General features: G+C 68.6%; 24 protein-coding genes. 6 read left to right on the plus strand and 18 right to left on the minus strand.

The window, feature by feature from the left end:
* Positions 1–65: 65 nt before the first annotated feature.
* A complete protein-coding gene (gene eat, locus CVV76_RS16015; protein ID WP_102225689.1) occupies positions 66–1,430 on the minus strand; it encodes an ethanolamine permease in 1,365 nt (454 codons plus the stop codon).
* Between the two features lie 382 nt (positions 1,431–1,812).
* On the opposite strand from eat, the gene CVV76_RS25615 reads away from it, so the two are divergent.
* Both CVV76_RS25615 and CVV76_RS16025 read left to right on the plus strand, forming a co-directional pair.
* Complete coding sequence (locus CVV76_RS25615; RefSeq protein ID WP_158243174.1) at positions 1,813–2,769, plus strand: helix-turn-helix domain-containing protein; 957 nt, start codon at positions 1,813–1,815, stop codon at positions 2,767–2,769.
* A gap of 237 nt (positions 2,770–3,006) precedes the next feature.
* Positions 3,007–4,191 carry an aminotransferase class I/II-fold pyridoxal phosphate-dependent enzyme gene (locus tag CVV76_RS16025; RefSeq protein WP_102225691.1) on the plus strand — a complete coding sequence of 395 codons (1,185 nt, stop codon included), beginning with the start codon at positions 3,007–3,009 and terminating at the stop codon, positions 4,189–4,191.
* 123 nt (positions 4,192–4,314) lie between these two features.
* Here CVV76_RS16025 and CVV76_RS16030 read toward each other — a convergent pair whose 3' ends face one another.
* The 16 genes from CVV76_RS16030 to CVV76_RS16105 all read right to left on the minus strand — a co-directional run bounded on the left by CVV76_RS16030 (position 4,315) and on the right by CVV76_RS16105 (position 22,178).
* Entirely contained in the window at positions 4,315–5,853 is a 1,539-nt protein-coding gene (locus tag CVV76_RS16030) for an aldehyde dehydrogenase family protein (protein ID WP_102225692.1), read from the minus strand.
* A 3-nt stretch (positions 5,854–5,856) separates the two neighbouring features.
* Positions 5,857–6,738, minus strand: coding sequence for an NAD(P)-dependent oxidoreductase (locus CVV76_RS16035; RefSeq protein ID WP_102225693.1), 882 nt, complete (start codon positions 6,736–6,738; stop codon positions 5,857–5,859).
* 111 nt (positions 6,739–6,849) lie between these two features.
* Positions 6,850–7,755 carry a LysR family transcriptional regulator gene (locus tag CVV76_RS16040; RefSeq protein ID WP_102225816.1) on the minus strand — a complete coding sequence of 302 codons (906 nt, stop codon included), beginning with the start codon at positions 7,753–7,755 and terminating at the stop codon, positions 6,850–6,852.
* A 32-nt stretch (positions 7,756–7,787) separates the two neighbouring features.
* Positions 7,788–8,942, minus strand: a complete 1,155-nt coding sequence (locus tag CVV76_RS16045; RefSeq protein ID WP_102225694.1) for a M20 aminoacylase family protein — start codon at positions 8,940–8,942, stop codon at positions 7,788–7,790.
* Positions 8,943–8,984: 42 nt separating this feature from the next.
* A complete protein-coding gene (locus tag CVV76_RS16050; RefSeq protein WP_102225695.1) occupies positions 8,985–9,491 on the minus strand; it encodes a hypothetical protein in 507 nt (168 codons plus the stop codon).
* Between the two features lie 10 nt (positions 9,492–9,501).
* Complete coding sequence (locus tag CVV76_RS16055) at positions 9,502–10,320, minus strand: DUF3100 domain-containing protein (protein WP_102225696.1); 819 nt, start codon at positions 10,318–10,320, stop codon at positions 9,502–9,504.
* 139 nt (positions 10,321–10,459) lie between these two features.
* Positions 10,460–11,686 carry an NAD(P)/FAD-dependent oxidoreductase gene (locus tag CVV76_RS16060; protein ID WP_102225697.1) on the minus strand — a complete coding sequence of 409 codons (1,227 nt, stop codon included), beginning with the start codon at positions 11,684–11,686 and terminating at the stop codon, positions 10,460–10,462.
* A gap of 15 nt (positions 11,687–11,701) precedes the next feature.
* Positions 11,702–12,040 carry a RidA family protein gene (locus CVV76_RS16065; protein ID WP_233192983.1) on the minus strand — a complete coding sequence of 113 codons (339 nt, stop codon included), beginning with the start codon at positions 12,038–12,040 and terminating at the stop codon, positions 11,702–11,704.
* Between the two features lie 42 nt (positions 12,041–12,082).
* Complete coding sequence (locus CVV76_RS16070; RefSeq protein WP_102225699.1) at positions 12,083–13,591, minus strand: amidase; 1,509 nt, start codon at positions 13,589–13,591, stop codon at positions 12,083–12,085.
* Positions 13,588–14,895, minus strand: a complete 1,308-nt coding sequence (locus tag CVV76_RS16075; protein ID WP_102225700.1) for a D-serine ammonia-lyase — start codon at positions 14,893–14,895, stop codon at positions 13,588–13,590. Before CVV76_RS16075 ends, CVV76_RS16070 begins: the two co-directional genes overlap by 4 nt.
* The gene (locus tag CVV76_RS16080) at positions 14,895–15,710 is read right to left on the minus strand and encodes a sulfite exporter TauE/SafE family protein (protein ID WP_102225701.1); all 816 of its coding nucleotides are present in this window, start codon (positions 15,708–15,710) and stop codon (positions 14,895–14,897) included. Before CVV76_RS16080 ends, CVV76_RS16075 begins: the two co-directional genes overlap by 1 nt.
* On the minus strand, positions 15,707–17,101 hold the full coding sequence (locus CVV76_RS16085; RefSeq protein WP_102225702.1) for a M20 family metallopeptidase: 1,395 nt from the start codon (positions 17,099–17,101) through the stop codon (positions 15,707–15,709). Before CVV76_RS16085 ends, CVV76_RS16080 begins: the two co-directional genes overlap by 4 nt.
* 60 nt (positions 17,102–17,161) lie before the next feature.
* Positions 17,162–18,790, minus strand: a complete 1,629-nt coding sequence (locus tag CVV76_RS16090) for an ABC transporter ATP-binding protein (protein WP_102225703.1) — start codon at positions 18,788–18,790, stop codon at positions 17,162–17,164.
* On the minus strand, positions 18,790–19,671 hold the full coding sequence (locus CVV76_RS16095; protein ID WP_102225704.1) for an ABC transporter permease: 882 nt from the start codon (positions 19,669–19,671) through the stop codon (positions 18,790–18,792). Before CVV76_RS16095 ends, CVV76_RS16090 begins: the two co-directional genes overlap by 1 nt.
* Before the next feature lies 1 nt (position 19,672).
* On the minus strand, positions 19,673–20,590 hold the full coding sequence (locus CVV76_RS16100) for an ABC transporter permease (RefSeq protein ID WP_102225705.1): 918 nt from the start codon (positions 20,588–20,590) through the stop codon (positions 19,673–19,675).
* A 73-nt stretch (positions 20,591–20,663) separates the two neighbouring features.
* The gene (locus CVV76_RS16105; protein WP_102225706.1) at positions 20,664–22,178 is read right to left on the minus strand and encodes an ABC transporter substrate-binding protein; all 1,515 of its coding nucleotides are present in this window, start codon (positions 22,176–22,178) and stop codon (positions 20,664–20,666) included.
* Between the two features lie 110 nt (positions 22,179–22,288).
* Here CVV76_RS16105 and CVV76_RS16110 point away from each other — a divergent pair, with 110 nt between their 5' ends.
* The 3 genes from CVV76_RS16110 to CVV76_RS16120 all read left to right on the plus strand — a co-directional run bounded on the left by CVV76_RS16110 (position 22,289) and on the right by CVV76_RS16120 (position 24,733).
* Complete coding sequence (locus CVV76_RS16110; RefSeq protein WP_102225707.1) at positions 22,289–22,966, plus strand: GntR family transcriptional regulator; 678 nt, start codon at positions 22,289–22,291, stop codon at positions 22,964–22,966.
* 76 nt (positions 22,967–23,042) lie between these two features.
* Positions 23,043–23,807: a serine O-acetyltransferase gene (locus CVV76_RS16115; RefSeq protein WP_102225708.1), complete on the plus strand. Its 765-nt coding sequence runs from the start codon at positions 23,043–23,045 to the stop codon at positions 23,805–23,807.
* Positions 23,804–24,733 carry a VOC family protein gene (locus CVV76_RS16120; RefSeq protein WP_102225709.1) on the plus strand — a complete coding sequence of 310 codons (930 nt, stop codon included), beginning with the start codon at positions 23,804–23,806 and terminating at the stop codon, positions 24,731–24,733. Before CVV76_RS16115 ends, CVV76_RS16120 begins: the two co-directional genes overlap by 4 nt.
* Before the next feature lie 15 nt (positions 24,734–24,748).
* Here the strand turns inward: CVV76_RS16120 and CVV76_RS16125 are convergent, their stop codons facing one another.
* Positions 24,749–25,675, minus strand: a complete 927-nt coding sequence (locus CVV76_RS16125) for a LysR family transcriptional regulator (protein ID WP_102225710.1) — start codon at positions 25,673–25,675, stop codon at positions 24,749–24,751.
* 116 nt (positions 25,676–25,791) lie between these two features.
* Here CVV76_RS16125 and CVV76_RS16130 point away from each other — a divergent pair, with 116 nt between their 5' ends.
* On the plus strand, positions 25,792–26,724 hold the full coding sequence (locus CVV76_RS16130) for a VOC family protein (protein WP_102225711.1): 933 nt from the start codon (positions 25,792–25,794) through the stop codon (positions 26,722–26,724).
* Positions 26,725–26,731 lie beyond the last annotated feature (7 nt).

A 26,731-nucleotide genomic window follows, 5' to 3' on the forward strand; every position in this document is an offset into this window, starting at 1 on the left:
GTCTTGTGGCCGGCCCCTGTCACGGGGCCGGCCGAAAGGGTTTCAACGTCTCGTCCTGTCCGGTGTCATTCCGCCGGGGTGACGATCGCGCGCTGATGGCCTGTCGCACGGAAGTAGGCATAGCCGAGCGCAAGGATCACCGCAAAGACCACGGCGACGAGGAAATTGTAGATCGTCATCGCGATCAGGCAGATCACCGCCGCGGCCAGCGCGAAGGCCGGGAACAGCGGGTAGAACGGCGCGCAGTAGCTGCGCGGCGCGTCCGGCTGGCTCCGGCGCAGGGTGAACAGGCTGACCATCGCGAGGATATACATCAGGATCGCGCCGAACACCGCCATGGTCACGATGTTCGCGGTCAGCGACTGGCCCCCGAAGGTGATCAGGTTGTCGCTGAAGATCGCGATGATGCCGACCACGCCGCCCGCAAGGATCGCCCGGTGCGGGGTCTTGAAGCGCGGATGTACGGCGGCCAGCGATTTCGGCAGGTAGCCCGCACGCGACAGGGCGAAGATCTGGCGCGAATACCCCATGATGATGCCGTGGAACGAGGCCACCAGCCCGAACAGCCCCAGCCAGACCAGCATGTGAAGCCAGCCGCTGTTGTCCCCCACGATGAAGCGCATCGCCTGCGGCAGCGGGTCGTTCACGTTGGCAAGCTTGGTCCAGTCGCCCGCGCCGCCGGCAAAGATCATGACGCCAAGCGCCAGCGCGACAAGGGTGAGGATCCCGAAGATGTAGGCCCGCGGGATCGACTTCTTGGGGTCCTTGGCCTCTTCGGCGGCCATGGCCACGCCCTCGATCGCGAGGAAGAACCAGATCGCGAAGGGGATCGCCGCGAACATCCCCGAGATCGCCCCGACGGAGAAGGTGTCCTGCCCCATCCAGCCGCCGGCCGAGAAGTTCTCCCACGAGAAGCCCGGTGCCACGACGCCCATGAAGACCAGGAGTTCGAAGATCGCGAGGATGGTCACCACCAGCTCGAACGTGGCGGCCAACGACACGCCGAGGATGTTGAGCACCATGAAGATGACATAGGCCCCCACGGCGGCGACCTTCGGATCAAGCCCGGGGAACTGCACGTTCAGGTAGGCGCCGATCGCCAGTGCGATGGCGGGCGGGGCAAAGACGAATTCGATCAGCGTGGCCATGCCGGCGAAATACGCGCCGGTCTCGCCCAGCCCCTCGCGGGCATAGGCGAAGGGGCCGCCCGCACGCGGGATCATCGTGGTCAGCTCGGTGAAGCTGAAGATGAAGGTGGTGTACATCAGCGCGACGAAGGCCGCGGTGATAATGAAGCCAAGCGTTCCGGCGGTGCCCCAGCCGTAGCTCCAGCCGAAATACTCGCCCGAGATCACCAGACCGACGGCGATCCCCCAAAGCTGAATGGTGCTGAGCGACTTGCTCAGCTCGTTGGTTCCTGTTGCAGACATGGGCCCGTTCGCTCCTGTTCCCAAGGTGTCCCGACGGCACGCCTCCCGCCGTCTCGGAAGATGGGAAAGCACCAGCAATGCGCGGCGGCGATCGGGCTATCCGATTTCGGCAAACTTGCGTGAAGGGCCCGATCCGGGGGTTCACGTTCCCCGCCTGCCCCGGAAGACGCATGTTTTTCGTTCCGATGATTGAAATCAGGGCAGAGCTGAAACATACCCCGGCTGGCCATGTCCGGCCGTGACGGCCGCGCCCCGACTCGGGTATTCTGGATGCCAAGGTGACGATAACGGTCGGACGCGACGCGCGCGTGACACATCCCTTCCCGGGCGGAACAGGAGCTGTCTCATGATCCCTTGCCCCTCCCCTTCCACGACCCCGCAGATGCGGTTCCGCCAGACATCGGACATCGAGGCGCAATCGGCGCTGCTCGAAGGCTGGAACCAGAGCTACAGCCAACTGTCCGGCGGCGCCTTCGCGGGCACGCTGGTCGAGGCCGTGCTGCCCCGCGCCTATCTCTTCCGCGAGGTGACCAGCCATTCGCTTCTGCAGATGGGGCACCTCGACCCGGGGATGGTGGCGGTGGGGGTGCCGTTGCGGATCGACGGGCCGGCCAGCTTTGCCGGCGGGCGCTGCGGCGGGTCGCAACTGCACCTGTTCTCGGGGCGCGACGGGTTCGAGTTCCACACCCCCGAGGGCCTGGACATCGCGGTGGCGGTGATCCCGCGCAGCCTGCTGATGGCCGGGGTGGATGCGCAGGGCTGCGCCCGGCTCGGCCAGCGGCTGGAGCGGGCGCAGCTTCTCAGTGTCGCGCCCGGCGCCTTTGCGGGCCTGCGCCGTCTGCTGACCGGGGTGCTGCCGCCGGACGGCCCGCGGCAAGTGCCGATCTCCGGCAAGCGGATGGCCGCGCTGACGGCGGACCTGGCCCAGCACCTGCGCAGCTGCCTGCTGTCCGACGCGGGCGATGCCCCCCTGACCGGCGAGGGAGAGCGGGCGGATACGGTGGCGCGGCGGATGTCGATCATCGCCGACGTGCGCGACGCGATCGAGGCGGCGGATGCGGAGGAGGCGCTCAACATCGAGTTGCTGTGCCAGCGCATCGGCGTCAGCCGCCGGACCCTGCAATACACCTTTGAACGCGAGCTGGGCCTTCGCCCGATCGCCTATGTGCGCGCGCTTCGCCTGAACAAGGCGCGGCGCCTGATCTGCCAGGGCGAAACCGTGACCGAGGCCGCGACCGAGGCGGGCTTCTGGCATTTCGGCCGTTTCGCGCAGGATTACCGCGGCCTGTTCGGCGAGCGGCCCTCCTCCACCCTGCGCTCCTCCACCGGGCCGGACTAGACCGGCGGATGGAGGGCCACGGCGGACGCGCGCCTCCCAGGCTGCCGCTCCTGCTCCGCCGCTTCCGGTCACTGAGCCCGCGAAGACCCGCCGTTGCGCGCCGATTCCGCCGGCGGGATGTGCCGTGACGGCGATCTGGCGCTTGACGCCGGGCCCCAGACAGGGAACCCAAGACGCGGACCCCAAGACCGGGAACGCCCACGCGCGACCCCAGATTTCCACGATGAGCGAGAGACGATGAAACGATCCGACCTGAACCCGAGCTCGGCCCTCGCCCACGTCCGTGGCGCGCTCGTGGACCTCGAGACCGAGAATATCGCGACGCTGGCCGAACGCGCGGCGGGCGTCGACGACCTGATCCAGCTCTGGTATGGTGAGGGCGACCTGGTGACGCCCGAACCGATCCGCGCCGCCGCGATCGAGAGCCTGAGCCGGGGAGAGACCTTCTACGTGCCGCAGATGGCGGGCCGGCCCGACCTCGCCATGGCGCTGACCGCGTACCAGTCGCGGCTGCACGGGATCGGGCTGGGCGCCGACCGCACCACACTCACCCCCGGCGGCATGCAGGCGGTGCACCTCGCGCTGTCGCTGATGCTGCAACCCGGCGACAACGCGGTCTATGTGGAGCCGCAATGGCCCAACATCCGGCAGTCGATCCTGATGACCGGGGCGGAACCCCGGCCCGTCGCCCTCGAGATGGTGGGGGGCGACTGGCAGCTTGACCTGCAGAAGGTCTTCGATACCTGCGACGCGCGGACCCGGGCGATCATCTTCTCCTCGCCCTCGAACCCCTGCGGCTGGATGGCCGGACGCGAGACCTACGAGGCGCTTCTGGCCTTTTCGCGCCGCACCGGAATCTGGATCGTCAGCGACGAGGTCTATGCGCGCCTCGTCCCCGGCAAGGTGGCCCCGTCCCTGTTGCAGGTGGCCGAGCCGGAGGACCTTGCGCTTTGCATCAACGGGTTTTCCAAGGCCTGGGCGATGACCGGCTGGCGGGTCGGCTGGCTGAACCATCCGGCCTCGGTCGCGGGGACGGTGCGGGCGATGACCCAATACGTGAATTCGGGCACGGCGGCCTTCGTGCAGGCCGGCGCGCTGGCCGCGCTCGAAACCGGCGAGGACACGGTGACGACCGTGCGCGACCGCTGCCGCGCGGGCCTCGACGCGGCCTACGAGATTCTCGGCCGCTCGCAGCGCGTGGTGCTGCCGGCGAAGCCGGGCGGCGGGATGTATGCCTTCTTTCGGATCGAGGACGAACCCGACGCCACCGCCTTCTGCGCGAAGATGGTGACAGAGGCGCATGTGGGCCTTGCCCCCGGTGGCATGTTCGGCGCCCCATTCCGCGGCTACGTGCGGATGTGCGTGGCGCGCGAGACCCACAAGATCGAGACCGCCTGCGAGCGCGTGCTCGCCGCGCTCTGACGCCCGGTTTCCGATGACCGGGCCTTACCCCCGCGGCCGTTCCTGTCCGGGGCGGGCGCCTTGGGCGGGAAGAATGCCGGGATCCCGCAAGATCCCGGCCCCCTGCCCGCCGCCGCCCCGGGCTCAGTCCGGCGCGTAGCCGAAACCGCCCGCCGGCTCCGCCGCCGTTTCGGCCCAGACGCTTTTCGGCTGGGTATAGCTCAGCAGCGCATCCTTGCCCGACGACCGGCCGTAGCCCGAGCGCCCGAACCCGCCGAAGGGCGAGGCCACGTTGATCGTCTTGTAGGAATTGATCCAGAACGTCCCCGCCCTGACCGCCGCCGCCATGCGGTGCGCCCGGCCCACGTCGCCGGTCCAGACCGCGCCTGCAAGGCCGTAGGGGTTGCCGTTGGCCAGCACGACCGCCTCTTCCTCGGTATCGAACGGCAGGACCGAGACGACGGGGCCGAAGATCTCCTCCCGCGCGACGCTCATCTGTGGCGTCACGCCGTCGAGGATGGTCGGCGCGAAGTAGAACCCGCCTGTGTCCTCCAGCGGGGCGGGCCGGCCGCCCCCCGCCGCGAGTCGTGCGCCTTCGGCCACGCCCGCGTCGACCATGCCCGAGACCTTTTCCCACTGGCGCAGGTTGTTGATCGGGCCGATCTGGGTGGTTTCCTCGGACGGGTGGCCGACCGGGATGCGGCCGGCCGCATCGGCATAGGCCGCGACGAATTCCTCGTGCACCGACCTCTGCACAAGCAGGCGCGAGCCGGCGACGCAGCTTTGCCCCGCACCCGCGAAGATCGCGCCCTGCGCCCCCAGCAGCGCACGCTTCAGGTCGGCATCGGCAAAGACGATGTTGGCCGACTTGCCGCCCAGTTCGAGGATGCAGGGCACGGTTTTCGCCGCCGCCGCCGCCGCGATCGACGACCCCGCCGTGGCAGAACCCACGAAGACCACGAGCGCGGTCTTGTCATGGGTCACGCCCGCCTGGCCCGCGGTCGGCCCACCGCCCGCAATCACGTTGACCAGGCCGCGCGGTGCCCCCGCCTTCTCGCACAGCCGACCCAGGATCAGCGTGCTGAGCGGGGTCAGCTCGGAAGGTTTGATGACCACGCCGTTGCCGGCACAGATCGCCGGCGCGATCTGCCAGCCGCCGGTGAAGAGCGGCGCGTTCCAGGGCGTGATCTGCATCACCACGCCGACCGGCTCACGCCGGGTGTAGTTCAGGTGGGTCGAGGGGACGGGGATCACCTCGCCGTAGATCTTGTCGCACCAGCCGGCGTAATATTCGAACATCATCGCCACGGCGAGGGCCTCACCCCGCATGTCGCGGATCGGCCGCCCGGCGGCGCGGCTCTCGATCTCGGCGATCAGGGGGGCGTGGGCGCGGATCTCGGCGGCGATGGCCCACATCACCCGGCCGCGGGCGGCGGCGGGCTGGGCCATCCACGCCTTCTGGGCCCGCTCGGCCGCATCCATCGCCGCGTCGATCTCGGACGCGCCCGCATCCTTGTAGCTGGCGAAGATCGTGCCGCTTGCCGGGTCGGTCAGATCCATCGCCGGGCCGGAACCTTCGACGATGGTGCCGTCGATGTAGCTTCCGATCGGCTGGTCGGGGAAGACCTCGTGGAAGAGGTCGAGGATACGCGCGCTCTGCGCTTCGGGGGAGAGGATGGTCATCGTTCAGTCCTTGCGAAAGTCGCCCATGCGGGTGAAGTCGTCGCTGTCGGGAAGCGTGGCGTCGCGCCACATCTCGGCGGCATGGGCCGTCAGCGGCAGGTCGGCGCCGGTCTCGTCGGCCAGCTGCCGGGCCAGCCGCACGTCCTTGCGCATCAGCGCCATGGTGAAGCCGCTGTCATAGGCCTCGGTCATCACCCAGGTCGGGAAATGCACCTGGCTGACGGTCGATCCGCCCGACGCGCCGTTGAGAACCTCAAGCGCCGCGGCGGCGTCGACACCCGCCGCCTCGGCCAGGCGCAGCCCCTCGGCAGTGGCCGAGATGAAGGTGGCACAGAGCATGTTGTTGACGAGCTTGGCCACGTTGCCCGCCCCCGAGGGGCCGACCCGCACGGCCTTTGCCGACAGCGCCCCGATCACCGGGGCGGCGGCGTCGAGATCGTCCGGCGCGCCGCCCAGCATCATCGTCAGCGCGCCCTTGGCCGCGCCCGCGGGGCCGCCCGACACCGGCGCGTCGACAAAGCCGTGGCCCATCGCGGCCAGCCGCGCGGCCAGCTTGCGCGTGACACCGGGCTCCGAGGTCGAGGTATCCACCACGATCAGCCGGCCCCGCCCCTCGAGCGCGCCGCCGAAGCTGTCGATCACGCTTTCCACGGCCTGCGCGTTGGGCAGGGAGAACACGATGAAATCGGCCTTGCCGAGCAGCTCCGCCACGTCGGCGACCGGAGTGACGCCGTTTTCCCGCGCCATGGTGCGGCGCGCCTCCGACAGGTCGAACCCCCAGGTCTCGAACCCCGCCGCGACCAGCGAAATGGCCATGCCAAGCCCCATCGCGCCCAGACCGACGACAGCCGCCTTCTGTTCCGTCCCCGCGTTCCGTTCCGTCATGCTGTACCTCGCTGTTGCCCGGTGAGGATCACATCCCGCCCGCCTGACCGGGCAGGCGTGAATTTTCGCACGAAGCGTTGCGCCCCGCGCAACACCCTGAATGCCCCGGGCCTAGGAGAAGCTGGCCATCCCCTCGGCCAGGTGCCGGACCAGCCGGTCGACCGACCGCGGCAACCGGCGCCGGGCGCGCACCATCAGATGCGCCGCGGCGGCCGACAGCGTGAGGTCCTCCAGCTCACGCGCGGCGACAAGGCCGTGGGTCAGCTCGGTCGAGACCGAGCTGCGGGGCAGGAAGCTCAACCCGAGGCCCGAGGCCACGAACCGCCGCAATGCGTCGATCGAGGTGGTGGTCAGCCGCGGCCCAAGTGCAAAGCCGCTGTCGGCTGCGACCCGCATCAGGAGGTCGGTCGTGCCGTGACCCTGCCCCAGCATGGCCAGCGGATAGTCGAGGCAATCCTCCAGCGACAAGTGATCGAGCGCCAGCACCGGGTGTTCCGGCGGTGCTATCACGCACAGCGGCTGGCGCGCCTGCACCACCGACCGGACAACCCCGGTCGCAGGCGGGTTGTAGGCGATGCCGATATCGCTTTCGCCGTTGGCAAGGGCCGCAACGACGGCCTCGGTCGATCCGATCTTCAGGTCATAATAGACCTGTGCGCTGTCGGCCAGCGCGCGGCCAAGCCCGTTTTGCACGAAATCGGCCAGAAACCCCTCGCCGCAGTGGATGCGGACGTGGCGCTGCTGGATGCCGCGCAGGCCCGACAGCTGTTCGTGCAGGACGCCGTATTCTTCGGTCACGCGGCGCAGGTGTTCCAGCACCAGCACCCCCGCCTCGGTCAGCGCCACGCCCCGGACCGAGCGTTCGAACAGCTTCATGCCGAGGCGCGCCTCGATCTCGGCCACCTGCCGCGACACGACCGAGGGCGCGACGCCAAGCTGTTCGCTTGCCGCCCGGATCGACCCCTGTCTGTTCACTGCGAGGAAGGTCGCGACCTCACGTCTGTCAAAGCTGGCCATGCGGCCATGCTTGGGCGCGCGCGGTGGCATCGTCAAGCCGCGGGAAGTTCCTGCTGCACCAGCCGGATCCAGAACGCGGCCCCGGTTTCCAGGATCTCGTCGTTGAAGTCGAACCGCGCCGAATGCAGGCCGGGATTGTCGCCCTCGCGGCCCGCCCCCAGCCAGAAGTAGCAGCCCGGCACCTTGTCCAGCAGGAAGGCGAAATCCTCGGCCGCCATCGAGGGGTCGGCCGGCATCACCTGAAGTCCCGCGGCCTCTGCCGCCCGCCGCACCCGCGCCGCCGGCTCCCGCGCGTTGATGGTCGGGGGATAGCGCCGCTCGTACCGGACCCCGGCGGAACAGCCGAGGCCCTCGGCCACCGACTGTGCAATCCGGGTCAGCCGGGTCTCGATCCGGTCGCCGACCTCGGGCAGGAACCAGCGGGTGGTGCCACGGATCACCGCCCGCTCGGGCAGCACGTTCCAGGCGTCGCCGCCGTGGATCTGCGTGACCGAGACGACGGCCGACTCGAGCGGGCTGACGTTGCGCGCGGCGATCGATTGCAGCGCCGCCACGATATGCGAGGCCGCCAGCAGGCAATCGGCCCCCTCGTGCGGCATCGCGCCATGTGCGCCGCGCCCGGTCACGGTAATCTCGAACACCGCGAAGGCCGCCATCATCGCATCGTCGCGCGCGACGATCTGGCCGGGCTTCAGGCCGGGCCAGTTGTGCAGCGCATAGACCGTGTCGACGGGGAAGCGGTCGAAGAGACCCGCCTTCACCATCTCGCGCCCGCCGCCGTCGTTTTCCTCGGCCGGCTGAAAGATGAAGCGCACGGTGCCGTCGAAGGCGGCCCCCGCAAGGGCCTTTGCCGCGGCCAGCGCCATGCTGGTGTGCCCGTCATGGCCGCAGGCATGCATCACCCCCGGCGTGGCCGAGGCCCAGTCGGCCCCGGTTTCCTCGGTGATCGGCAGGGCGTCGATATCGGCGCGGATGCCAATGCTGCGGCCGCTTTCGCCGCGGGTCAGGCTGGCCACCACGCCGGTGCCGGCAATGCCGGTCGCGACCTCGTAGCCCCAGGCCGTCAGGCGCTCGGCCAGGAAGGCCGCGGTGCGGTGCTCGGCAAAGCCGAGCTCGGGGTGGCGGTGCAGGTCGCGGCGCCAGGTCCGGGCCTCGGCCACTGCCTGCGGATCGAGAAGGTCGCCCATGTTTCAGCCCAGCTCCTCAGCCCAGTTCCTCAACCCAGTTCCTCAACCCAACCCGATGGTCAGGTTCGCGATGATGACAGAGCCCACATAAGTCCCCAGCATCACGCAGATGGCAACCACCACGATCTTCCAGCCGGAGCGCCGGGCGATGGCGAATTCCGTCCCGGTCAGGGCAAGGCCGCCATAGGCCAGCGCCGGGGTCGCGAGCGAGAGGAAATCCACCTTCTTGCAGACCTCCACCACCCAGTCGGCACCGGGCACCCCCGGCACGGTGATCAGGATCGCGATCAGCGACACCCAGCCCACCGCCGGGATGCTGACGGGCACGAACCGCGCCAGCAACAGCCCCGCGACCGAGCACAGGAAGAAGACGATCATCCCCGGCAGGGCCACCAGCGGGCTGGTTCCGACACCGACCCAGACCGAGATCAGGCCGATCACCCAGGCGACCAGCAGCAGCCCCCCGGTCTCGATCAGCCCGGTCTCGCCCTCGCCGGCCTCGGGCATCTCGAGGATCAGGTCGTCGGTTTTCGCGGACAGGTTCTCCATTGTGCTCTCCTCAGCCGGCGGTCTGGATGTCATCGGGACGGGCGCGGCGGTAAAGCCACTGGGTGAACGGCAGTGCCACGAAGAGCGAGAAGTAGAGGCCCGTCGCGTAGGTCAGGATGTTCGACGCCCCGGCCAGCGCCATGATGTCGTCCTTGTGGCCCGGCATGGCCGAGATGAGCCCCCCGGTGCAGGCCGCCAGCATGGAGCCGGAGCCGACGCCGCAGGCCATCGCCAGCGCGCGCGGATCGAAGATGCCCATGGCATTGATCAGCGGCGGGACGATGGCGAAGATGAAGGTGCCGATCAGCGTGCCGGTGGCATAGACGCCCATGACGCCCGCGCCCTCGGGGCTGTTGAGGCCGAACTTCTCGGCGATCAGGGCGAGGTTCGGCTCGCGGTCGATGGAATAGACGGCACCGATCGACTCGCGCCCCATGCCCAGCAGGTAGACGGCGATCGGGAAGGCCAGCAGGATGCTGCCCAGGTGGCCCAACTCCTGCAGCACCAGCGCGGGGCCCACGGCCAGGATCTCTTTGATCTCGGGGCCGACGGTGGTGCCGAACTTGGCGACGAAGGGGGTGATCGCGATGGTGATCATCGCGCCCGAAAGCTTCTGCACCCGGGGGGTGAAGATCCGGGCGGTGCCGCGCAGGATGTTGGGATTGACGACGATCGCCAGGGCGAAGGCATAGAGCATCGGCAGCAGGATCACCTTGGCCGCCCCGATGGGCAGGATGATGATCCCGATCGCCTGCGCGATGACGACGATGGCCAGAACCGCGAGATGCAGCCCCCAGGCCCGGCCGCCGGCGGCGGAAGGTTGTTGCATGACTGACTCCTTGTCGGACAGCTTGATCTTGTTTTCCGCTCAGGATGTCCGGAACGCGGGTCTCTGCCAGCCTGCGCTTTCGGAACGATGTGTTGCCCTGTACGCAACGCTCCGGCGGCCTGCAACCGGGCAGGCCGCCTCAGCCCGACAGGGCAAGCGCCCCGGTCAGCGCGTCACGCCGTCCCGCCATCATCTCGGCCAGCAGGACGCCCGTCGTCGGCCCGAGGGTGAAGCCCTGGTGCCCATGACCGAAGCACAGCCACAGCCCGTCGTGGCGCGGCGCGGGGCCCACCACGGGCAGCATGCGCGGCAGGCAGGGGCGATGCCCGAACCAGCGCGCGTCGGCCACCTCGGGCCCGAGGTCGATCAGGTCGTCCAGACCCGCGCGCCCGCGCGCCAGCTGCCGGTCGCGTGCCGGGGCGGTGGGGGCGGTCAGCTCGGCCCCCGTGGTGACACGCACGCCCCGCACCATCGGCGAGACGACGACCCCGTGGGACGTATCGAGGAACGGCCTGTGCAGGGGGGCCTTCGGCGTGAAATGGGCATGATAGCCCCGCTTGCGGATCATCGGCACGCGGTAGCCGAAGCGCGTCAGCAGATCCGGCGCCCAGGGCCCGAGGGCCACGACGGCGCGCTCGGCGCTCAGCGGCCCGTCAGAGGTGGTCATCTGCCAACCCGCGCCGGTGCGGGCAAGGCTGGACGCATCGCCGGTGACAAGGCGCCCGCCACGGTCGGTGAACAGGGTCGCATAGGCCCGAACCAGGGCGCCGGGGTCGGAACAGCTCCAGGGTTCGGGCCAGTGCAGCGCGCCGGCCGCACCGGGCCGGAGCCCGGGTTCCTCCCGTGCCAGCGCGGCGGCGTCCATGCCCCGGTACGCCACGCCGAACAGCCCCGACAGGCGCGCGGCATCGGCCAGCGCCTGCTCAAGCCGCGCCGCCTCGCGGTAGATCTGGTAGAACCCGGTGCGCCGGATCAGCGCCCCGGCCCCCGCCGCCTCGATCAGCGGCGCGTGGTCCGCCGTCGCCCGGCGGGTCAGCGCGGCATAATGCACCGACACCGCCGCATGGCGGCGCGGCGCGGAGGCACCGAAATATCGCAGCAGCGACGGCGCGGCCAGGGTCAGCCCGCGCCAGGTCCACGCCACGTCGTTGCTGCGCCCCAGCGCATAGCGCAGCAGCGTCGCCGGGTCGCGCGGCAGCGGATAGGGTTCCGCCGCCTCGGACTGGATGATGCCGGCATTGCCGTGGCTGGTCTCCTCCCCCGGCGCGCGGCGGTCGACGACGACCACCCGTTGACCGGCGGTCTGAAGGGCCAGCGCGGCCCCGATACCGGCCATGCCGGCCCCCAGAACGATCGTCTCCGTCATGGCCGTCGCTTCGGATCAGAGCGCGACGATGACGGTGATCTCAACCTTCGCCGCCGGCAGCATCAGCGCACAGCCGACGGTGGTGCGCACCGGCAGCGGATCGTCGAAATAGCCGGCATAGACCGCGTTGAAGGCGGCGAAATCGGCCGGGTCGGTCAGGTAGCAGGTGCACGACACGACATCGGCGAGCGACAGCCCCTCGCCCGCCAGCGTCTTCTTGATGTTCTCCAGGCAGTTCGTGGTCTGCGCGGTGATCCCCTCGGGCAGGTTGCCTTCGGCATCGAAGCCGAGTTCGCCCGAGAGATAGACGCCGGTCTTGGTGCGGCGCAGCTTGGAAAGCGGGATCTTGGCCATGTCTGGTCCTTTCATGAGGGGTCGTGAGGGTCGCGTCGGGTGTCAGTCGAAGGTGAGGAAACCGGCCGCCTCCGACAGCGCGGGCGCCGCCTTCAGCTTTGCGATATCGGGGCGGCGCGGCGCAAGATCGGACAGCCCCGCGATCATCGCCTCCAGCGCGGCCGCGACGGCCAGCACGCCCAGGTCGTCGTGCCGCCGCCCGACGATCTGCAACCCGAAGGGCATGCCGTTCGCATCGAAGCCGCAGGGGATGGTGATCGAGGGATGGCCCGGGATGGTCGAGGCATAGGCCATCGCCAGCCAGTGGTAATAGCTTTTCGTCGGCACGCCGTCGATCTCGGCCGGATACAGCTCGCGCCAGCTGCGCGGGCTGATCGTCACGGCGGGCGAGATCAGGAAGTCATGCGTCTCGAAGAAGGCCTGCCAGAGGTGATAGTACCGGGTCTGCGCCATCAGCGCCTTGGCCACGTCCTCGGCCGAATAGGTCCGGCCCTCGGCCACGTTGTCGGTCACGTTGGGGCCGACCAGATCGGGCTTGGTATCCACCAGCTCGGCATGGCGGCCAAGGAACTGCACCGCGCGCAGCACCGAGAAGATGCGATCGGCATCGGTGCAATCGGGGGTGGTTTCCTCGACCGCGCCGAAGAACGGCGCAAGCTGCGGCATCACCTTGCGGAAATGATCCCGCACGATGCGCTCGGTCGGGGCGAAGCCGTAATCCTCGGTCACCGCGACCTTCAGCGACGACAGGTCCCGCCGCGGCAGGCGGGCGAAATCGTCAGGGTTCCACGGCGTCTTGCCGTCGATGACCGTGGTATAGGGATCGAGCTGGTCGGGCCGCGCCAGCACCGACAGCATCAGCCCGGCATCGGCGACCGACCGCGCCATTGGCCCCGAGGTCGACATCGGCACGATGCCCATCGGCCGGGTGTTGCCCGGCACCACGCCGGGGCTGGGACGGTAGCCGACGACGCCGCAGAAGGCCGCGGGATTGCGAAGGCTGCCGCCGGTGTCCGACCCGGTGGCGAGCGGCGCGTAGCCGCAGGCCAGCGCCACGGCCGAGCCGCCGGAAGACCCCGCGCAGGTCCGCGTCAGGTCGTAGGGGTTCGCGGTGACGCCGTAGACGCGGTTGCGGGTGTTGCCGCCGGCGCTCCATTCGGGGTTGTTGGTCTTGCCCATCGGGCTGGCCCCGGCGCCGCGCATGGCCGCGACGATCGCGTCGTCTCCCTTCGCCACGTTGTCGCGGAAGATCTCCGAGCCGAAGGTGGTGGGTAGCCCCTTGACGTCGATCATGTCCTTCACCCCGAAGGGCAGGCCGTGCAGCGGCCCGAGGCGCGCGCCCGCGCTTACCGCCGCTTCGGCCTCGCGCGCGGCGGCGCGCAGGCCGGGGAAGTCGCGAGCGACCAGCGCGTTGACGGCGTGGTCCACCGCCTCGACCCGGGCGATGCAGGCCTCGGCCAGCTCGACCGGCGACAACTGGCGGCGGGCGATCAGGCGGCGCGCCTCGAGGGCGCCCAGGTCGGCGGGGTCGGTTGCGGAGATCGTGCTCATGCTGTGGTTCCTGTGTCGTCGTGGTCCCGGGCAAGGCAAGCCTGCCCCCGGGCAAGAAAGTCGGCGTATTCGGCCTCCGGCACGAAGGCCCCGCCGGTGGTCCAGACCACCTGCAACGCGCGGTCCGGTGTGCCCCCAGGCAGGTGCCGCGCGGCGAAGTCGCGGCCCTCGGCACTGCCGGCCAGAAGGGCCGGCCCGGCAAAGCCCGAGGCGGCCGAAGGCTCCACCCGCAGGCCTGCCGCGTGGGCGCGCGCCAGCCAGCGGAACAGGTCGTCGTCGGTCACCGTCAGCACCCCGGCCAGCCGGTGGCGCATCCGCTCGGCCACCAGCGCGGACATGGTGTTGACGGCCATCCCGTCGGCCTCGGTCCGGCCGCCCAGCCCGATGTCGCGCACATTGGCATCCGCCCCGGACCCCAGCGCCATGCGGTAGAGTGCCGAGGGCGCCTCGACCGGTTCGACGAAGAAGGCGTGGACATCCGCGCCGAACGCCCCGCGCGCGCCATGGGCGATGCCCCCAGGCGCGCCGCCGATGCCGCAGGGCAGGTAGAGGATCAGCGGCCTGTCCGGCCCGATCCGGTGCCCCGCCGCCTGCAGCTGCGCGGCAAGCTCGGCCCCCGCGGCGGTATAGCCGCGGTAGAGCGAGAGCGAATCCTCGTCGTCGACGAAATGCGCCAGCGGGTCCTCGGCGGCGACCCGGCGGGCGGCGGCGACGGCTTCGGTGTAATCGGTCCGGTGCTGGACCACCTCGACGCCCAATGCGCGCAGGCGCGCCACCTTCCACGGCTTGGCGTCGGACGACATGTGGACGACCGCCGCGTACCCCAGCGCCCGCGCGGCGATGCCGACGCTGAGACCGAGGTTCCCGGTCGACCCGACAAGGACGCGGCGGCGCGCAAAGAAGGCCCGCGCCGCATCCGAGGTGAGCGCCGCCGTGTCGCCGCCGCCGGGCGCGCCGCGTTCGGGCACGATCCCGGCCGCGCGCGCCTGCGCCAGCGCCACGGTCACCACCTCGAACAGCCCGCCGCGTGCCTTGACCGACCCCGCCACCGGCAACGCGTGGTCGGCCTTGACCAGCGGCCTCGCGCCCGTCAGCGGAAGATCGGGCGCCAGCAGGTCCGAGACGATCCGCCCCGCCGTCCCCAGCTCGGGGAAAAGCGCGCTCAGCGCCGGGGCTATCTCGGCCCAGTCGGCGACGGCGGCGGCAAGATCCGCCGCGGCCTCGGGGTCGTCGCCGGGGCGGTAGTCGGGGTTGAGCCAGAGAAGCGGCGTGCGCCGGGTCAGGCGTGTGCGAAGGTCCGTCATCAGAAGATCGCCTCGCGCAAGGTGTTGACCGCGACAACCAGCACGAGACAGGCAAAGATCATCCGCAGGGTCTGCGGCTTCAGGCTATGGGCCAGCCGCACGCCCAAGGGCACCGTCAGCATCGTCGTCAGCACGATCAGGACCACCGCGGGGATGTTGACATAGCCCACGGTCAGCGGCGGCTTTCCGGAGACGTGCCAGCCGGCCATCAGGAACACCAGGAACCCGGGCACCGACAGCGCCAGCCCGAAGCCCGGCGAGGTGCCCACCGCCTTGACCGGCGGAAAGCCGTAGGCCGTCAGCAACGGCACGGTGAACGACCCGCCGCCGACCCCCATCAGCGCCGAGAAGAAGCCGATGAACATCGAATAGACGATCGACAGCCCCCGCCCCGGCAGGGTTTCCGAAATCCGCCAGTTGCTGTTGCCCAGCAGCATGTAGAGACCGATGCACAGCCCCAGCAGGCCGAAGGCCAGCTCCAGCTCGCTTGACTCGAGCCGGGTCGCGGCCAGCACGCCCAGCACCGACCCCAGCGCGACGAAGGGCCCCCAGGATTTCAGCAGATCGACCGAGACCGACCCGCGCTTCATGTGTGAGGTCACGGACCTCAGCGAGGTGAAGATGATCGTCCCGGTCGAGGTGGCCACGCAGATCTGCATCAGCTGGTCGGGGTGATAACCCAGCGCCGAAAAGGCATAGTAGAACGCGGGCACCAGCACGATGCCGCCCCCCACGCCCAGAAGGCCCGAGATCAGCCCGGCAACGGCGCCCGAGGCGATCAGGATCGCCAGCAGCGGCAGGAGCGCGCCGGTCATGCGTCCGCTTGCGGGTGCAGGCCCGCCGCGATGTCGGCGAAAAGCCCGGTCATCCCCAGAAGCGCCTGCCGCATCACCGGCTTCAGCACATGTTCGTTCGGCGCATGCTGACTGCACCCGGCATAGGAATGCGGCACCCAGATCGTCGGCAGGCCCAGCACCTCGGCAAAGCAGTCGTTGGGCAGCGAGCCGCCGAGGTTCGGCAGCAGGTGCGGCGCAAGGCCCGTCGTCCGTTCCAGCGAGGCGGCGGCGAAAGCCACCCAGGGGTGATCGGGATCCAGCCGCGTGGCCGGGAACGATCCGCGTTCGGCCGGCACGATCTCGACCTTGTCGAAGCCCCGCGCATCAAAGAACCGGCGCAGCGCGGGCAGGATGTCGTCGACATCGGTGCCCACGACATGGCGCAGCTGGCAGGTGGCCCGCGCCCAGCCCGCGATCGCGTTCACCGGCGCCTCGGGCACGCCCGAGATCATCGCCAGCACGGCAAAGCTGTTCCAGCCGAAGACGCGTTCCGACTGGGTCAGGCTTTCCTCGCCCCAGTCGGGATCAAGGGGCAGCCCGGCCTCGACCGGGGGCAGGACCGAAAGCACCTCGCGGATCCGCGGGGTCAGGCTGTCGGGGCGCCATTCGGGCACCTGGATCTGGCCGCGCGCGTCGGTGATGGCGGCGATCGCATGGGCCAGGATGATCGAGGGGTCCGCCAGCAGCCCGCCGAAATTGCCCGAGTGATGCGCCCCCTCGCGCAGCGCGACCCTGAGGTCGAACAGGACCCCGCCGCGCGACCCGGTGAAGATCGTCGCGCGGTCCGGCGACAGCCGCGGCCCGTCCGACGCGATCAGAACGTCGGCCTTGAGGCGCCCGGCTTCAGCAGCGCAGAACTCCTTGAGCCCGGGGGAACCGTTCTCCTCGCCCATCTCGATCAGGATCTTGGCGTTGAAGCCCAGCCGCCCCTGCGTCTCGATCAGCGCGGCCATGGCCTGGATGTTGACGAGGTGCTGGCCCTTGTTGTCGGCAGCCCCCCGGCCATAGAGACGGTCGCCCTCTTCCGTCAGGGTGAAGGGAGACAGCCCCTCGCGCCACTGCTCGGTCTGGGCGCGCACCACGTCGCCGTGACCGTAGCTGAGGATTGTCGTCAGCGCCGGGTCCTCGATCCGTTCGGCCACGAGGATCGGGCCGCCGGTCGTCGACGGGTTGGCAAACACCTCGCAGGCGAACCCCAGCGACGTCAGCATCGGGATCATCGCATCGTCAAGGTAGGCCTGCAGGTGGGGGGCGCCGCGCGCCTCCTGGCTTTCGCTGGGAAAGGCGACCAGCCGTGCCAGATCCGCCTGAAAGCCCCCGGTGTCGAAATATTGCGTGCTCCGGTCGAGGGCGGCGGTACGGTCGGTCATGTCTTCACTCCTAGAAGGCCGGGTCACCTGACCCGGCCGCCGGGCATTGCCGGCATGTTGTCAGGCGGTCACGCCAAGGTCCGGCACTTCCCAGCCCTGGCCAGGCTGGGCGGACAAGAGCTTGCGGGTATACTCTGCCTGCGGCTCGGCAAAGACCCGGTCGATCGGCCCGCTTTCCACGATCCGGCCCTTTTCCATCACGATCACGCTGTCGCAGACCTGGGCCGCCACCCGCAAGTCGTGGGTGATGAAAAGCATCGTGAGGCCCATGCGCTCGCGGATCTCGCGCAGAAGGGTCAGCACCTCCTTCTGGACCGAGACGTCGAGGGCCGAGACGGCCTCGTCCGCGATCAGGATGCTGGGTTCGACCATCAGCGCGCGGGCGATGCAGATCCGCTGCCGCTGCCCGCCCGAGAACTGGTTGGGATAACGGTAGAGCGCCTCGTCGTTGAGCTTGACGATCCGCATTAGCTCGCGCGCCTTTTCCCAGGCCTCGGCCCGCGGCACGCCAAAGTTCGTGGGCCCTTCGAGCAGTTGATCGCCGATCGTCCGGCGCGGGTTGAGCGAGCCGTAGGGATCCTGAAAGACGATCTGGATCTCCTTGCGATAGGCACGCAGGTTGCCGCGTTGGGTTTCCAGCAGGTTCTGGTTGCCGACCCAGACCGCGCCGTCCTCGGGTTCGGTCAGGCGCATGAGGCAACGCACCAGCGTCGATTTCCCCGACCCGCTTTCGCCCACGATGCCCAGGGTCTCCCCCCGCCGCACGGTGAAGTCGACATTGGCGACCGCGCGCACCGTCCGGGCGGGCGAGAACAGCGTGCGGGGGGTGTGAAAGGCCTTCTCCAGCCCCTGCACCCGCAGCGCGATCTCGGCCCCGGCATCGGTTTCGCGGGCGGCACGGGTGCGCCGCGGCACGGCGTCGATCAGCTGGCGGGTATAGGGATGGGTCGGGTGATTCAGCACCTCTTCCGCCGTGCCCTGCTCGACCACGCGACCCTTCTGCATCACCACGACGCGGTCGGCGATCTCGGCCACCACGTCGAAATCGTGCGTGACGAACATGATGCCTGCGCCGCGCTCTTCCTTCAGGCGGCGGAACATCTTCAGGATCTGCATCTGCGTCGTCACGTCCAGCGCCGTCGTCGGCTCATCCGCGATCAGAAGCGTCGGGTCCATCGCCAGCGCCATGGCGATCACGATGCGCTGGCGCTGCCCGCCCGAAAGCTGGTGCGGAAAGGAATGGTAGATCCGCTCGGGGTCGGGCAGGCGCACCTCTTCCAGAAGCGCGATCACCCGCTTGCGCCGGGCGCTGCGCGACAGGGTCGCGTGGGTCTCGAACACCTCCTCGATCTGGTCGCCGACCGTGTAGCACGGGTTCAGCGCGCTCATCGGTTCCTGAAAGATCATCGCCATGCGGTTGCCGCGCAGACGCGCGTGACCCGCCTCTGACATCTTCAGGACATCAGCGCCCTCGAACAGCACCTCGCCGGCGGAGGGGCGCAAAGCGGCGGGCAAGAGGCCCATCGTCGCGAACGAGGTGATCGACTTGCCCGAGCCGCTTTCACCGACGATGCAGACGATCTCGTTCGGGCGCACGTCGAGGCTCAGCCCCTCCACGGCATGGGGCCGGTCGGCGCCCTCGGGCAGGTCGACGGTGAGGTTGCGGATGGAAAGGACGGTCTCGGCCATCAGTTGCGGCCCTCCGGGGCGGTGATGTCGCGGATCGCATCCCCGAACATGTTGATGCAGAGCACGAGGACGAAGATGGCAAGGCCGGGCGTCGCGATCAGCCAGCTGTCGAACAGGAGCATCTCCTTGCCCTCCGAGATCATCAGGCCCCAGGACGGCGTCGGCGGCCTGACCCCGAGCCCGAGGAATGACAGCGCGGCCTCGAGGATGATCGCATGCGCCATCTCCAGGGTCGCGATGACGATCAGGTGGTTCATGACGTTGGGCAGGATGTCCTTGAACAGCACCCGGTGCAGCGGCGCGCCCAGCACCTCGGCCGCGGCGACGTATTCCATCGACCGCACCTGCATCGTGGCCGAGCGCAAGACCACGGCGAAGCGATCCCACAGCAACAGCCCCAGAACCGAGGTCACGACCCAGAGCGATCCGCCGCGCAGCGACACCACCGCAAGCCCCACCAGAACCACCGGCATCGCAAGACGCACGTTGATCAAGAACTGCACCACCTTGTCGACGCGGCCGCCGAAATAGCCCGCCAGCACGCCCAGCGTGGTGCCGATCACCGCCGAGACGCAGGCGGCGATCAACCCGATCAGGATCGAGATCCGCGCGCCGTAGATCAGCCGAGACAGGACGTCCCGGCCCAGCGAATCCGTGCCCAGCGGATGATCCCACGATCCGCCGAGGTAGACCGGCACCTGAAGCCGGGCCAGCAGGTCCTGCTCGTAGGGGTCATCCGGGGCCAGCAGCGGGGCGAAGATCGCGGCCAGCACGATCAGCGCCAGCACCGTGCCCGCCATCAGGAAGCCCTTGTGACGCAGTGCGCGACGCATCATCACCCGGCGCGGCGTAAGGGGTTTGGATATCACGGCTGTGGTCATCTCAGCGTCCCCTCAGGCGCGGGTCAAGCCAGGCATTCAGGATGTCGGCAAGGAAGGTGAAGAAGATGTAGAACATCGCGAAGATCAGGATCAGCGCCTGCATCACCGGCAGGTCGTTGCGCGAGATCGACTGCCACGCCAGGAACCCCGCGCCATGCAGCGCAAAGACGGATTCCACCACGACAGACCCGCCCAGCATGAAGCCCATCTGAACCGCGGCCAGGCTGACCACGGGGATGATCGCGTTGCGCAGCGCATGCTTGAACATCACCTTGCGGCGGCTCAGACCCTTCGCGCGCGCGGTGCGGATATAATCGGCCTGCAGCACCTCGAGCATGCCCGCGCGCGTCAGCCGCATGATCGCAGGGGCGGCGTAATAGCCCAGCACGATCGTCGGCAGCACGAAGTTCTGCCAGCTGTCGGTACCCGAGGCGGGCAGCCAGCCGAGGTTGATCGAGAAGGCGACGATCAGCAGCAAACCCAGCCAGAAGCTGGGGATCGCCTGCCCCATCACCGCGATCAGCAGTGCCAGCCGGTCGACGATGGAATTCGGCCGCATCGCCGCGATCACGCCCATCGGAATTGCCAGCACCAGCGCGAAGACGATCGCGCAGAGGCCAAGCGTCATCGTCACCTCCAGCCGGGGCCAGATCAGCGAGGCGACCGACTGGTTGAAATAATGGCTGACGCCAAGGTTGCCGTGCAGCGCCTTCCACAGCCAGTCGCCGTATTGCACCGGCACCGGCCGGTCGAACCCGAACTGGTGGCGGATATGGGCGATATCGGCCGGCGTCGCGTTCTCGCCCGCGATGGCGATCGCCGGGTCGCCGGAGGCGTAGACCAGCGCGAAACTGATGCAGGAGACCGTCAGCGCGACAAGTATCGCCATGACGACCCGCGAGAGGATGTATTTCAGCATGTTCCGTCCCCGTGGCGCATCCTGTGGCGTAGGCGGCAGGGCCCGGCGGCCCCTGCCCTGTCATAGATGGCGATCAGTTCCACGACATGTCGAAGAAGCGCGGGATCTCGTCCGGGGTCGGCGCGAACTTCAGTTCCTTGCTCATCACGTAATTGGACGAATAGGTCCAAAGCGGCACCCAGTAGGCCTGCGCCGCGATCCGCTTGAGCGCCGCGGAATAGGCCGCCTTGCGTTCCGCCGGATCGACGGAGCTGTCGCCCTTCTTCAGGTCCGCCTCGACCTGCGGATCCTTGGCATCGTCGGTCGGTCCGCCTTCGAAGAAATGCGAGGTGATGGCCGAGACATCCTCGATCGAGCCGGATCCCCAGGTCATGAAGGCCATCGGCACTTGGCCCTTCATCTGCTTCGAGGCCAGCGCCGAATACTGCATCTTGCGCAGGTTCGCCTTGATCCCGACCTTGGCGAGCATGCCCACCATTGCCTCGGCCAGAGGCTGGTCGCGGTATTCGTAGAGGTCGATCGAGAACCCGTCCTTGTAGCCCGCCTCGGCCAGCAGCTCCTTGGCCTTCTTCGGGTCGTAGGGATACTTGGTCACATCCGTCTCGCAGCCGAACTGGGTGGGGTTGCAGGCGGAATCGATCACGTGGTTCGACGGCGACATCAGCGCCTTGACGATGCCCTCGCGGTTGATCGCATAGTTCACCGCCTGACGCACCTTGAGCTTCTTGAACGGGCTGTCGGCCATCGAGCGGCCGGTCGCGTCCATGGTGATGTAGCCCACCCGCAGCGTCGGCGCGTTGACCACGTCGAAGCGGTTGAGCGACTTGAGCTTTTGCGCCTGATCCTGCGGCACCTGCCACAGGAAGTCGGCCTTGCCGTTCATCAGTTCGGCCAGCTGGGTGTTGGTGTCGGGGATGGTGTCGACCTTGACGGTCTTGATCGCGGCCTTGCCCTTCGGTCCGCCGAAGTAATCTTCGTTCCGCTCAAGGGTATAGCCGGTACCCGGGGTGATCGACTTGACCTTGTAGGGCCCGGTGCCGATCGGCGCCTTGGCAAAGCCCGCGCTGCCGACCTTCTGGTAGTATTTCGCGGGATAGATCGCGTCGTAGTTCGCGAGGTAAGCCAGCGCCGACGGGAACGGATGCTTCAGCTTCAGCTCGACGGTGTAAGCGTCGATCTTCACCGCCTTGTCGAGCCAGCGGATCACCACCGGGTCGGCGATCGGCGTCTTTTCATCGGCCATGTGGTTGAAGGTGAAGACCACGTCATCGGCCGAGAACGCGTCGCCGTTCTGGAACTTCACGCCCTTGCGCAGCTCGAACCGCAGGGTCGTCGGGTCGACCCATTTCCACGAGGTCGCAAGGTCGCCCTCGTACTTGTTCGTCTTGGGGTTCAGGTAGACCAGCCCGTCGAAGACCTGAAAGCCGAAGATCACCGCCTCGCGCGCCGAGGAGAAGTAGATGTCGGGGTTGTCCAGATCCTTGGCGAACAGCACCTCGGCGGTGTCGTCGGCCTTGTTCGCATGTGCGGTTCCGGAAAGCGCGAGCCCAAGGGCAACGGCACTGCACAGCAGCTTTGCATACGTCATGTGAGTTCCCTGTCCGTGTGTCAGTTTGTTCAATCTTCTGACGAATTCATTGGGCAACTCGGCAAAATTGTATATTATTTGAAGGACAAATCGACAAGGCTGGGCGAGTGATGACGATAGGCGATGCAAATAGCAGCACTTCCGAGCGCGTATGCCAGCTTATTGAGCAGGAGATTGCCGAAGGGGTCTATGAAGACGGGATTCGCCTCGATGAGGCCCGCCTGTCGGCGCAGTTCTCCGTGTCGCGCACACCCCTGCGTGAGGCGTTCCGGATGCTGGCCGCGCTTGGGCTGGTGGAGCTGATCCCGCACCGCGGCGCCTTCGTCCGTCTCCCCAGCTTCACCCGCCTCGTCGACATGTTCGACGTGATGGCGGAGATGGAGGCCTGGTGCGCGCGCCTGGCGGCCCAGCGGATCACCAACGCACAGCTTCTGATGCTGCGCGCCGCGGCGAACGGCTGCGCCGACGCGCTGTCGCGCAACGATACCGCCGCGTATTACGAGGAAAACGCGCTGTTCCACGACCTGATCTACCAGGCCTCGGGCAATGCGTTTCTGGCCGAGGAAACGCGCAACCTGCAACGCCGCCTCCGCCTCTTCCGCAAGGAGCAACTCAGCCACGGTGACCGCCTGACGGCTTCGATGCAGGAACATTCCGAGATCCTGCGCCTGCTGGAGATCCACGACGGCGACGGCGTGGCCGAGGTGATGCGCAAGCACATCCGGGTGCAGGGCGTCGTCTATGAAGAGATGCTTCGCGAGCGGAAACCCGGCATGTTGCGCCAGTAGGAACACCGCGTTCCACGATCCGGGACTGCCCCGCACCGAACCGCCGTTTAGCCTTGCCCGCGAAACAGGAGCTGACATGCCGCCTTCCCCCTCGCTTGTCTCGGGCTATGCCGCCCTCTGCGCCGAAGACCCCGCGCTGCCCGCCTTCACCGGCATCGACCCGGCGTCGCTTGCCGATGACGGCGCGCTGATCGTCGCCGTGCTGACCAGGGCGCTGCATGGGTCAGGGGCGGACGCAGGGTTGGGCGCACTCCTGCACGGCCTGCTTGCCCCCGATCTTCTGGCCCTGCTGGGCGAGGACATCGCCGTCACCGCGCTGCGCGATGCAGATCCGCTGGGAAAGGTGGGCAGCCTGCTCTTTGCCAACGGTCTGCATTGTCTTCTGGGCTACCGCTTCGGCCATGCACTGCATCGCGCCGGGCGCGACGCGGCGGCGCTGGCGCTCAAGACGCGCGTCCTGCGAGCCTTTGGCGCCGATATCATGCCCGCCGCCCGCATCGGCCGCCGCGTCTGGATCGACCACGGGCTGGGGATCGTCATCGGCCAGACCGCAGTGATCGGCGACGATGTCAGCCTGTGGCACGGGGTGACGCTGGGCACCAACCTTGTAGACCGGGGCCCCGCGCGGCACCCCCGGATCGAGGACGGCGCGGTGATCGGCGCCGGGGCAAAGCTTATCGGACCGATCACCATCGGCGCCGGCGCCGTGGTCGCATCGGGGGCCGTGGTCACCGAAACCGTCGCCCCCGCCAGCCTTGCCGTCGGCCCCCGCGCCCGCCTTCTTCCGGGCCGGGCGCGCAGCCATGCCGACCTGCAAATCCCGATCGGAGAGCTTGAATGACCACCCTCGGCCTCGACCATGCCCTTGTCGCGGTGCGCGACCTCGACGCCGCGCGCGCCACCTATCAGGCCCTGGGCTTTCTCAGCCGCGGCCTGAGCCAGCACCCCTGGGGCACCTCGACCATGGTGCTGATCTTCCGCGACCAGCTGTTCGAGGTGGTCAGCCTGGGCGCCCCCGAGCTTCTGGACGGGTACGAGACCGGCGGCTTCCGCTTCGGCCGGCATGTCGAGCGGCACCTGCGCGAACAGGAGGGCGTGGCCCTCACCGCGCTCAACTCAAGCGATGCGGAGGCGGATGAGGCGGGCCTGCGCGCGCGGGGGATCGGGGTGACCGGCACCATCGACTTCGGCCGCGACGTGACCCGGGCGGACGGCACAGCGGATCGCACCAGCACGCGGCTGAAGATCCTGTCCGACCCGCGCCATCCCCGGTTGTCGCTCTTTGCCTGCCAGCAGTTCCGTCGCGACCTGATCGAATACCCCGAATGGATGGACCATCCCAACACCGCGACGGGCATCGCCGGCTACACCATCGTCGCGCCCGACGCCGCGCGGGAGGAGATCGTCGCGCGGCTTGCCAAGATCCATGACACCAGCATCCCTGACACCACGGCCCATGACACGACAGCCCATGGCACGATGACATGGGCCGACGGCCAGGACGCCCTGATCGCCACCGCGCGGGGCCGCTGGCGGGTCACCGATGAGGCGGGCTTCGTCCGGCGCTATGGCGTGGCACCTCCGCTGGCGGAACCGCTGCGCCCCGGCATCTGCGCGATCGACATCGCCTGCACCGACCCGGACAGGGCCGCCGGGATCGCCGCTGCCGCCGGGCTTCCCGCCGTGCGGATCGGCGACGGGCAGGTGCTGCAACGGGCCAACCACCTCGGGGGGATCGTGCTGCGTTACGCCGCCGGGAACGACTGATCGCTGCGGCGTCCCTCAGCTGCCGGCCGCGGCCTCGCCGAAATCGAACCCCTCGCGATCGCGCACGTAAGCCTCGAAGAAATCGGTGAAGGTGGCGACCAGCGGCGGCAACATCTCGTAGGGCGGGTAATACAGCATCAGGTAGAAGGGCGGCATCTTCCAGTCGGAAAGCAGGGGCACCACCTCGCCCCGACGGATGCCGTCGCGGGTCAGGAAGGCGGGCAGGTTGACGATGCCGTTGCCCGCGGCGGCAAGGCCGTAAAGAAACTCTCCGTTGTTCGTCACGACCTCGGTCCCGGCGCGAAAGCTGCGCGTCACCGCCGCCTTGCGAAAGCGCCATGTCTCGGCCTGCCGCCCGCTGCCGTAGGACAGGCAGTGGGCGGGGTCCAACTCATCCGGTGTCGTCGGGCGCGGAACCCTGTCGAAGAGCGCGGGCGCCGCGACCAGCTGGCGCGGCACCTCGCAGATCTTGCGCCAGATCGTCGACTTGTCGCCCGGCGGCCCCGAGATCCGGATCGCCAGGTCGCAGTTTTCATCGACGATATCGACCAGCGCATCGGTCAGCTGCACGTCCAGCGCGATGCGCGGATAGGCAAGGCGGAAGCTGCTCACCAGCCCGGCCAGGAGTGGCGCGCCCAGCGAGATCGGCGCGTTGATCGAAAGCCGCCCGCGGTCGGACCGGGTGGCGGCCAGCAATTCGTCGGTGGTGGTGTCGAACGCCTCGATCAACGGCCGGTAGCGCGCCGCCGCCAGCGCGCCCGCGCTGGTCAGCGAAACCTGCCGCGTGGTGCGCAACAGAAGCTGCTGGCCAAGGTCGGCCTCCAGCCCCGCGACCAGCCGGGTCACCGAGGCGGGCGTCATGCGCAGGCTGCGCGCGGCGCCCGCAAAGCTGCGTTGCGCGGCGACTTCCAGAAAGACACGGATGGGCTTGAGATCCTGCATCCCAAGATTATTACATCTGAAGCAATAGTAAATGAAGATACGTTTCTATTCTTGATAACGACAGATGCCCTTATCTTCCCCTCGACGCACAAGCGAACAGGTCAGGAGGACCGAAGATGATCACCGATGTGAAAGGGCTGCATCACGTCACCTCGATGGCGGCGGATGCGAACGAGAACAACCACTTCTTCACGCAGACCCTTGGCCTGCGCCGGGTGAAGAAGACCGTGAACTTCGACGCGCCGGAGGTCTATCACCTCTATTACGGCGACGAGATCGGAACGCCCGGCTCGGTCATGACCTACTTTCCCTTCGGCCGGATGCCGCGCGGACGCCGCGGCACCGGCGAGGTGGGCGTGACCGAATTCGCGGTACCCAGGGGCGCTCTCGGCTTCTGGAAGGACAGGCTTGCGGCACGGGGCGTCGCCGGGCTGAGCGAAACGAGCTTTCTGGGAGAGGCGCGGCTGGGCTTCGAGGGGCCGGACGGCGACAGCTTCGCGCTGGTCGAGAGCGAGGCGCGCGACCGTACGCCCTGGACCGGGGCAGACGTGACGGAAGACGCGGGCATCCTCGGGTTTCACGGGGCGCGGCTGCGGCTGCGCGACGCGGGTGCTACCGCCGAACTGCTGGGCTTCATGGGCTATCGCAAGGACGAAACCGACGGCAACGTCACCCGCTATCGGATCGAGGGCGGCAACGCGGCTGACACGCTCGACCTCGAAGAACTCCCGGGCGGGCCGGTCGCCGGCCAGGGCGCCGGATCGGTGCACCACATCGCCTTCGCCGTCGAGGACCGGGCGGCCCAGCTGCGCACGAGGCAGGCGCTGATCGACACCGGCTATCAGGTGACGCCGGTGATCGACCGCGACTACTTCTGGGCGATCTACTTCCGCACGCCCGGCGGCGTCCTGTTCGAGGTGGCGACCAATGAACCCGGCTTCGACCGCGACGAGGATACCGCGCATCTGGGCCAGGCGCTGAAACTGCCGACCCGCTACCAACCCTACCGCGCGCAGATCGAGGGCCTGCTGCCCGAGATCGCGGAGTGAGGGGCCG

This window comes from Acidimangrovimonas sediminis (assembly GCF_002871005.1).
Classification (GTDB): domain Bacteria; phylum Pseudomonadota; class Alphaproteobacteria; order Rhodobacterales; family Rhodobacteraceae; genus Acidimangrovimonas; species Acidimangrovimonas sediminis.

Coding starts and splice junctions, on each gene's coding strand:
- eat (WP_102225689.1), bottom strand. CDS start 1,430: ATGTCTGCAACAGGAACCAACGAGCTGAGCAAGTCGCTCAGCACCATT.
- CVV76_RS25615 (WP_158243174.1), top strand. CDS start 1,813: ATGCGGTTCCGCCAGACATCGGACATCGAGGCGCAATCGGCGCTGCTC.
- CVV76_RS16025 (WP_102225691.1), top strand. CDS start 3,007: ATGAAACGATCCGACCTGAACCCGAGCTCGGCCCTCGCCCACGTCCGT.
- CVV76_RS16030 (WP_102225692.1), bottom strand. CDS start 5,853: ATGACCATCCTCTCCCCCGAAGCGCAGAGCGCGCGTATCCTCGACCTC.
- CVV76_RS16035 (WP_102225693.1), bottom strand. CDS start 6,738: ATGACGGAACGGAACGCGGGGACGGAACAGAAGGCGGCTGTCGTCGGT.
- CVV76_RS16040 (WP_102225816.1), bottom strand. CDS start 7,755: ATGGCCAGCTTTGACAGACGTGAGGTCGCGACCTTCCTCGCAGTGAAC.
- CVV76_RS16045 (WP_102225694.1), bottom strand. CDS start 8,942: ATGGGCGACCTTCTCGATCCGCAGGCAGTGGCCGAGGCCCGGACCTGG.
- CVV76_RS16050 (WP_102225695.1), bottom strand. CDS start 9,491: ATGGAGAACCTGTCCGCGAAAACCGACGACCTGATCCTCGAGATGCCC.
- CVV76_RS16055 (WP_102225696.1), bottom strand. CDS start 10,320: ATGCAACAACCTTCCGCCGCCGGCGGCCGGGCCTGGGGGCTGCATCTC.
- CVV76_RS16060 (WP_102225697.1), bottom strand. CDS start 11,686: ATGACGGAGACGATCGTTCTGGGGGCCGGCATGGCCGGTATCGGGGCC.
- CVV76_RS16065 (WP_233192983.1), bottom strand. CDS start 12,040: ATGGCCAAGATCCCGCTTTCCAAGCTGCGCCGCACCAAGACCGGCGTC.
- CVV76_RS16070 (WP_102225699.1), bottom strand. CDS start 13,591: ATGAGCACGATCTCCGCAACCGACCCCGCCGACCTGGGCGCCCTCGAG.
- CVV76_RS16075 (WP_102225700.1), bottom strand. CDS start 14,895: ATGACGGACCTTCGCACACGCCTGACCCGGCGCACGCCGCTTCTCTGG.
- CVV76_RS16080 (WP_102225701.1), bottom strand. CDS start 15,710: ATGACCGGCGCGCTCCTGCCGCTGCTGGCGATCCTGATCGCCTCGGGC.
- CVV76_RS16085 (WP_102225702.1), bottom strand. CDS start 17,101: ATGACCGACCGTACCGCCGCCCTCGACCGGAGCACGCAATATTTCGAC.
- CVV76_RS16090 (WP_102225703.1), bottom strand. CDS start 18,790: ATGGCCGAGACCGTCCTTTCCATCCGCAACCTCACCGTCGACCTGCCC.
- CVV76_RS16095 (WP_102225704.1), bottom strand. CDS start 19,671: ATGACCACAGCCGTGATATCCAAACCCCTTACGCCGCGCCGGGTGATG.
- CVV76_RS16100 (WP_102225705.1), bottom strand. CDS start 20,590: ATGCTGAAATACATCCTCTCGCGGGTCGTCATGGCGATACTTGTCGCG.
- CVV76_RS16105 (WP_102225706.1), bottom strand. CDS start 22,178: ATGACGTATGCAAAGCTGCTGTGCAGTGCCGTTGCCCTTGGGCTCGCG.
- CVV76_RS16110 (WP_102225707.1), top strand. CDS start 22,289: ATGACGATAGGCGATGCAAATAGCAGCACTTCCGAGCGCGTATGCCAG.
- CVV76_RS16115 (WP_102225708.1), top strand. CDS start 23,043: ATGCCGCCTTCCCCCTCGCTTGTCTCGGGCTATGCCGCCCTCTGCGCC.
- CVV76_RS16120 (WP_102225709.1), top strand. CDS start 23,804: ATGACCACCCTCGGCCTCGACCATGCCCTTGTCGCGGTGCGCGACCTC.
- CVV76_RS16125 (WP_102225710.1), bottom strand. CDS start 25,675: ATGCAGGATCTCAAGCCCATCCGTGTCTTTCTGGAAGTCGCCGCGCAA.
- CVV76_RS16130 (WP_102225711.1), top strand. CDS start 25,792: ATGATCACCGATGTGAAAGGGCTGCATCACGTCACCTCGATGGCGGCG.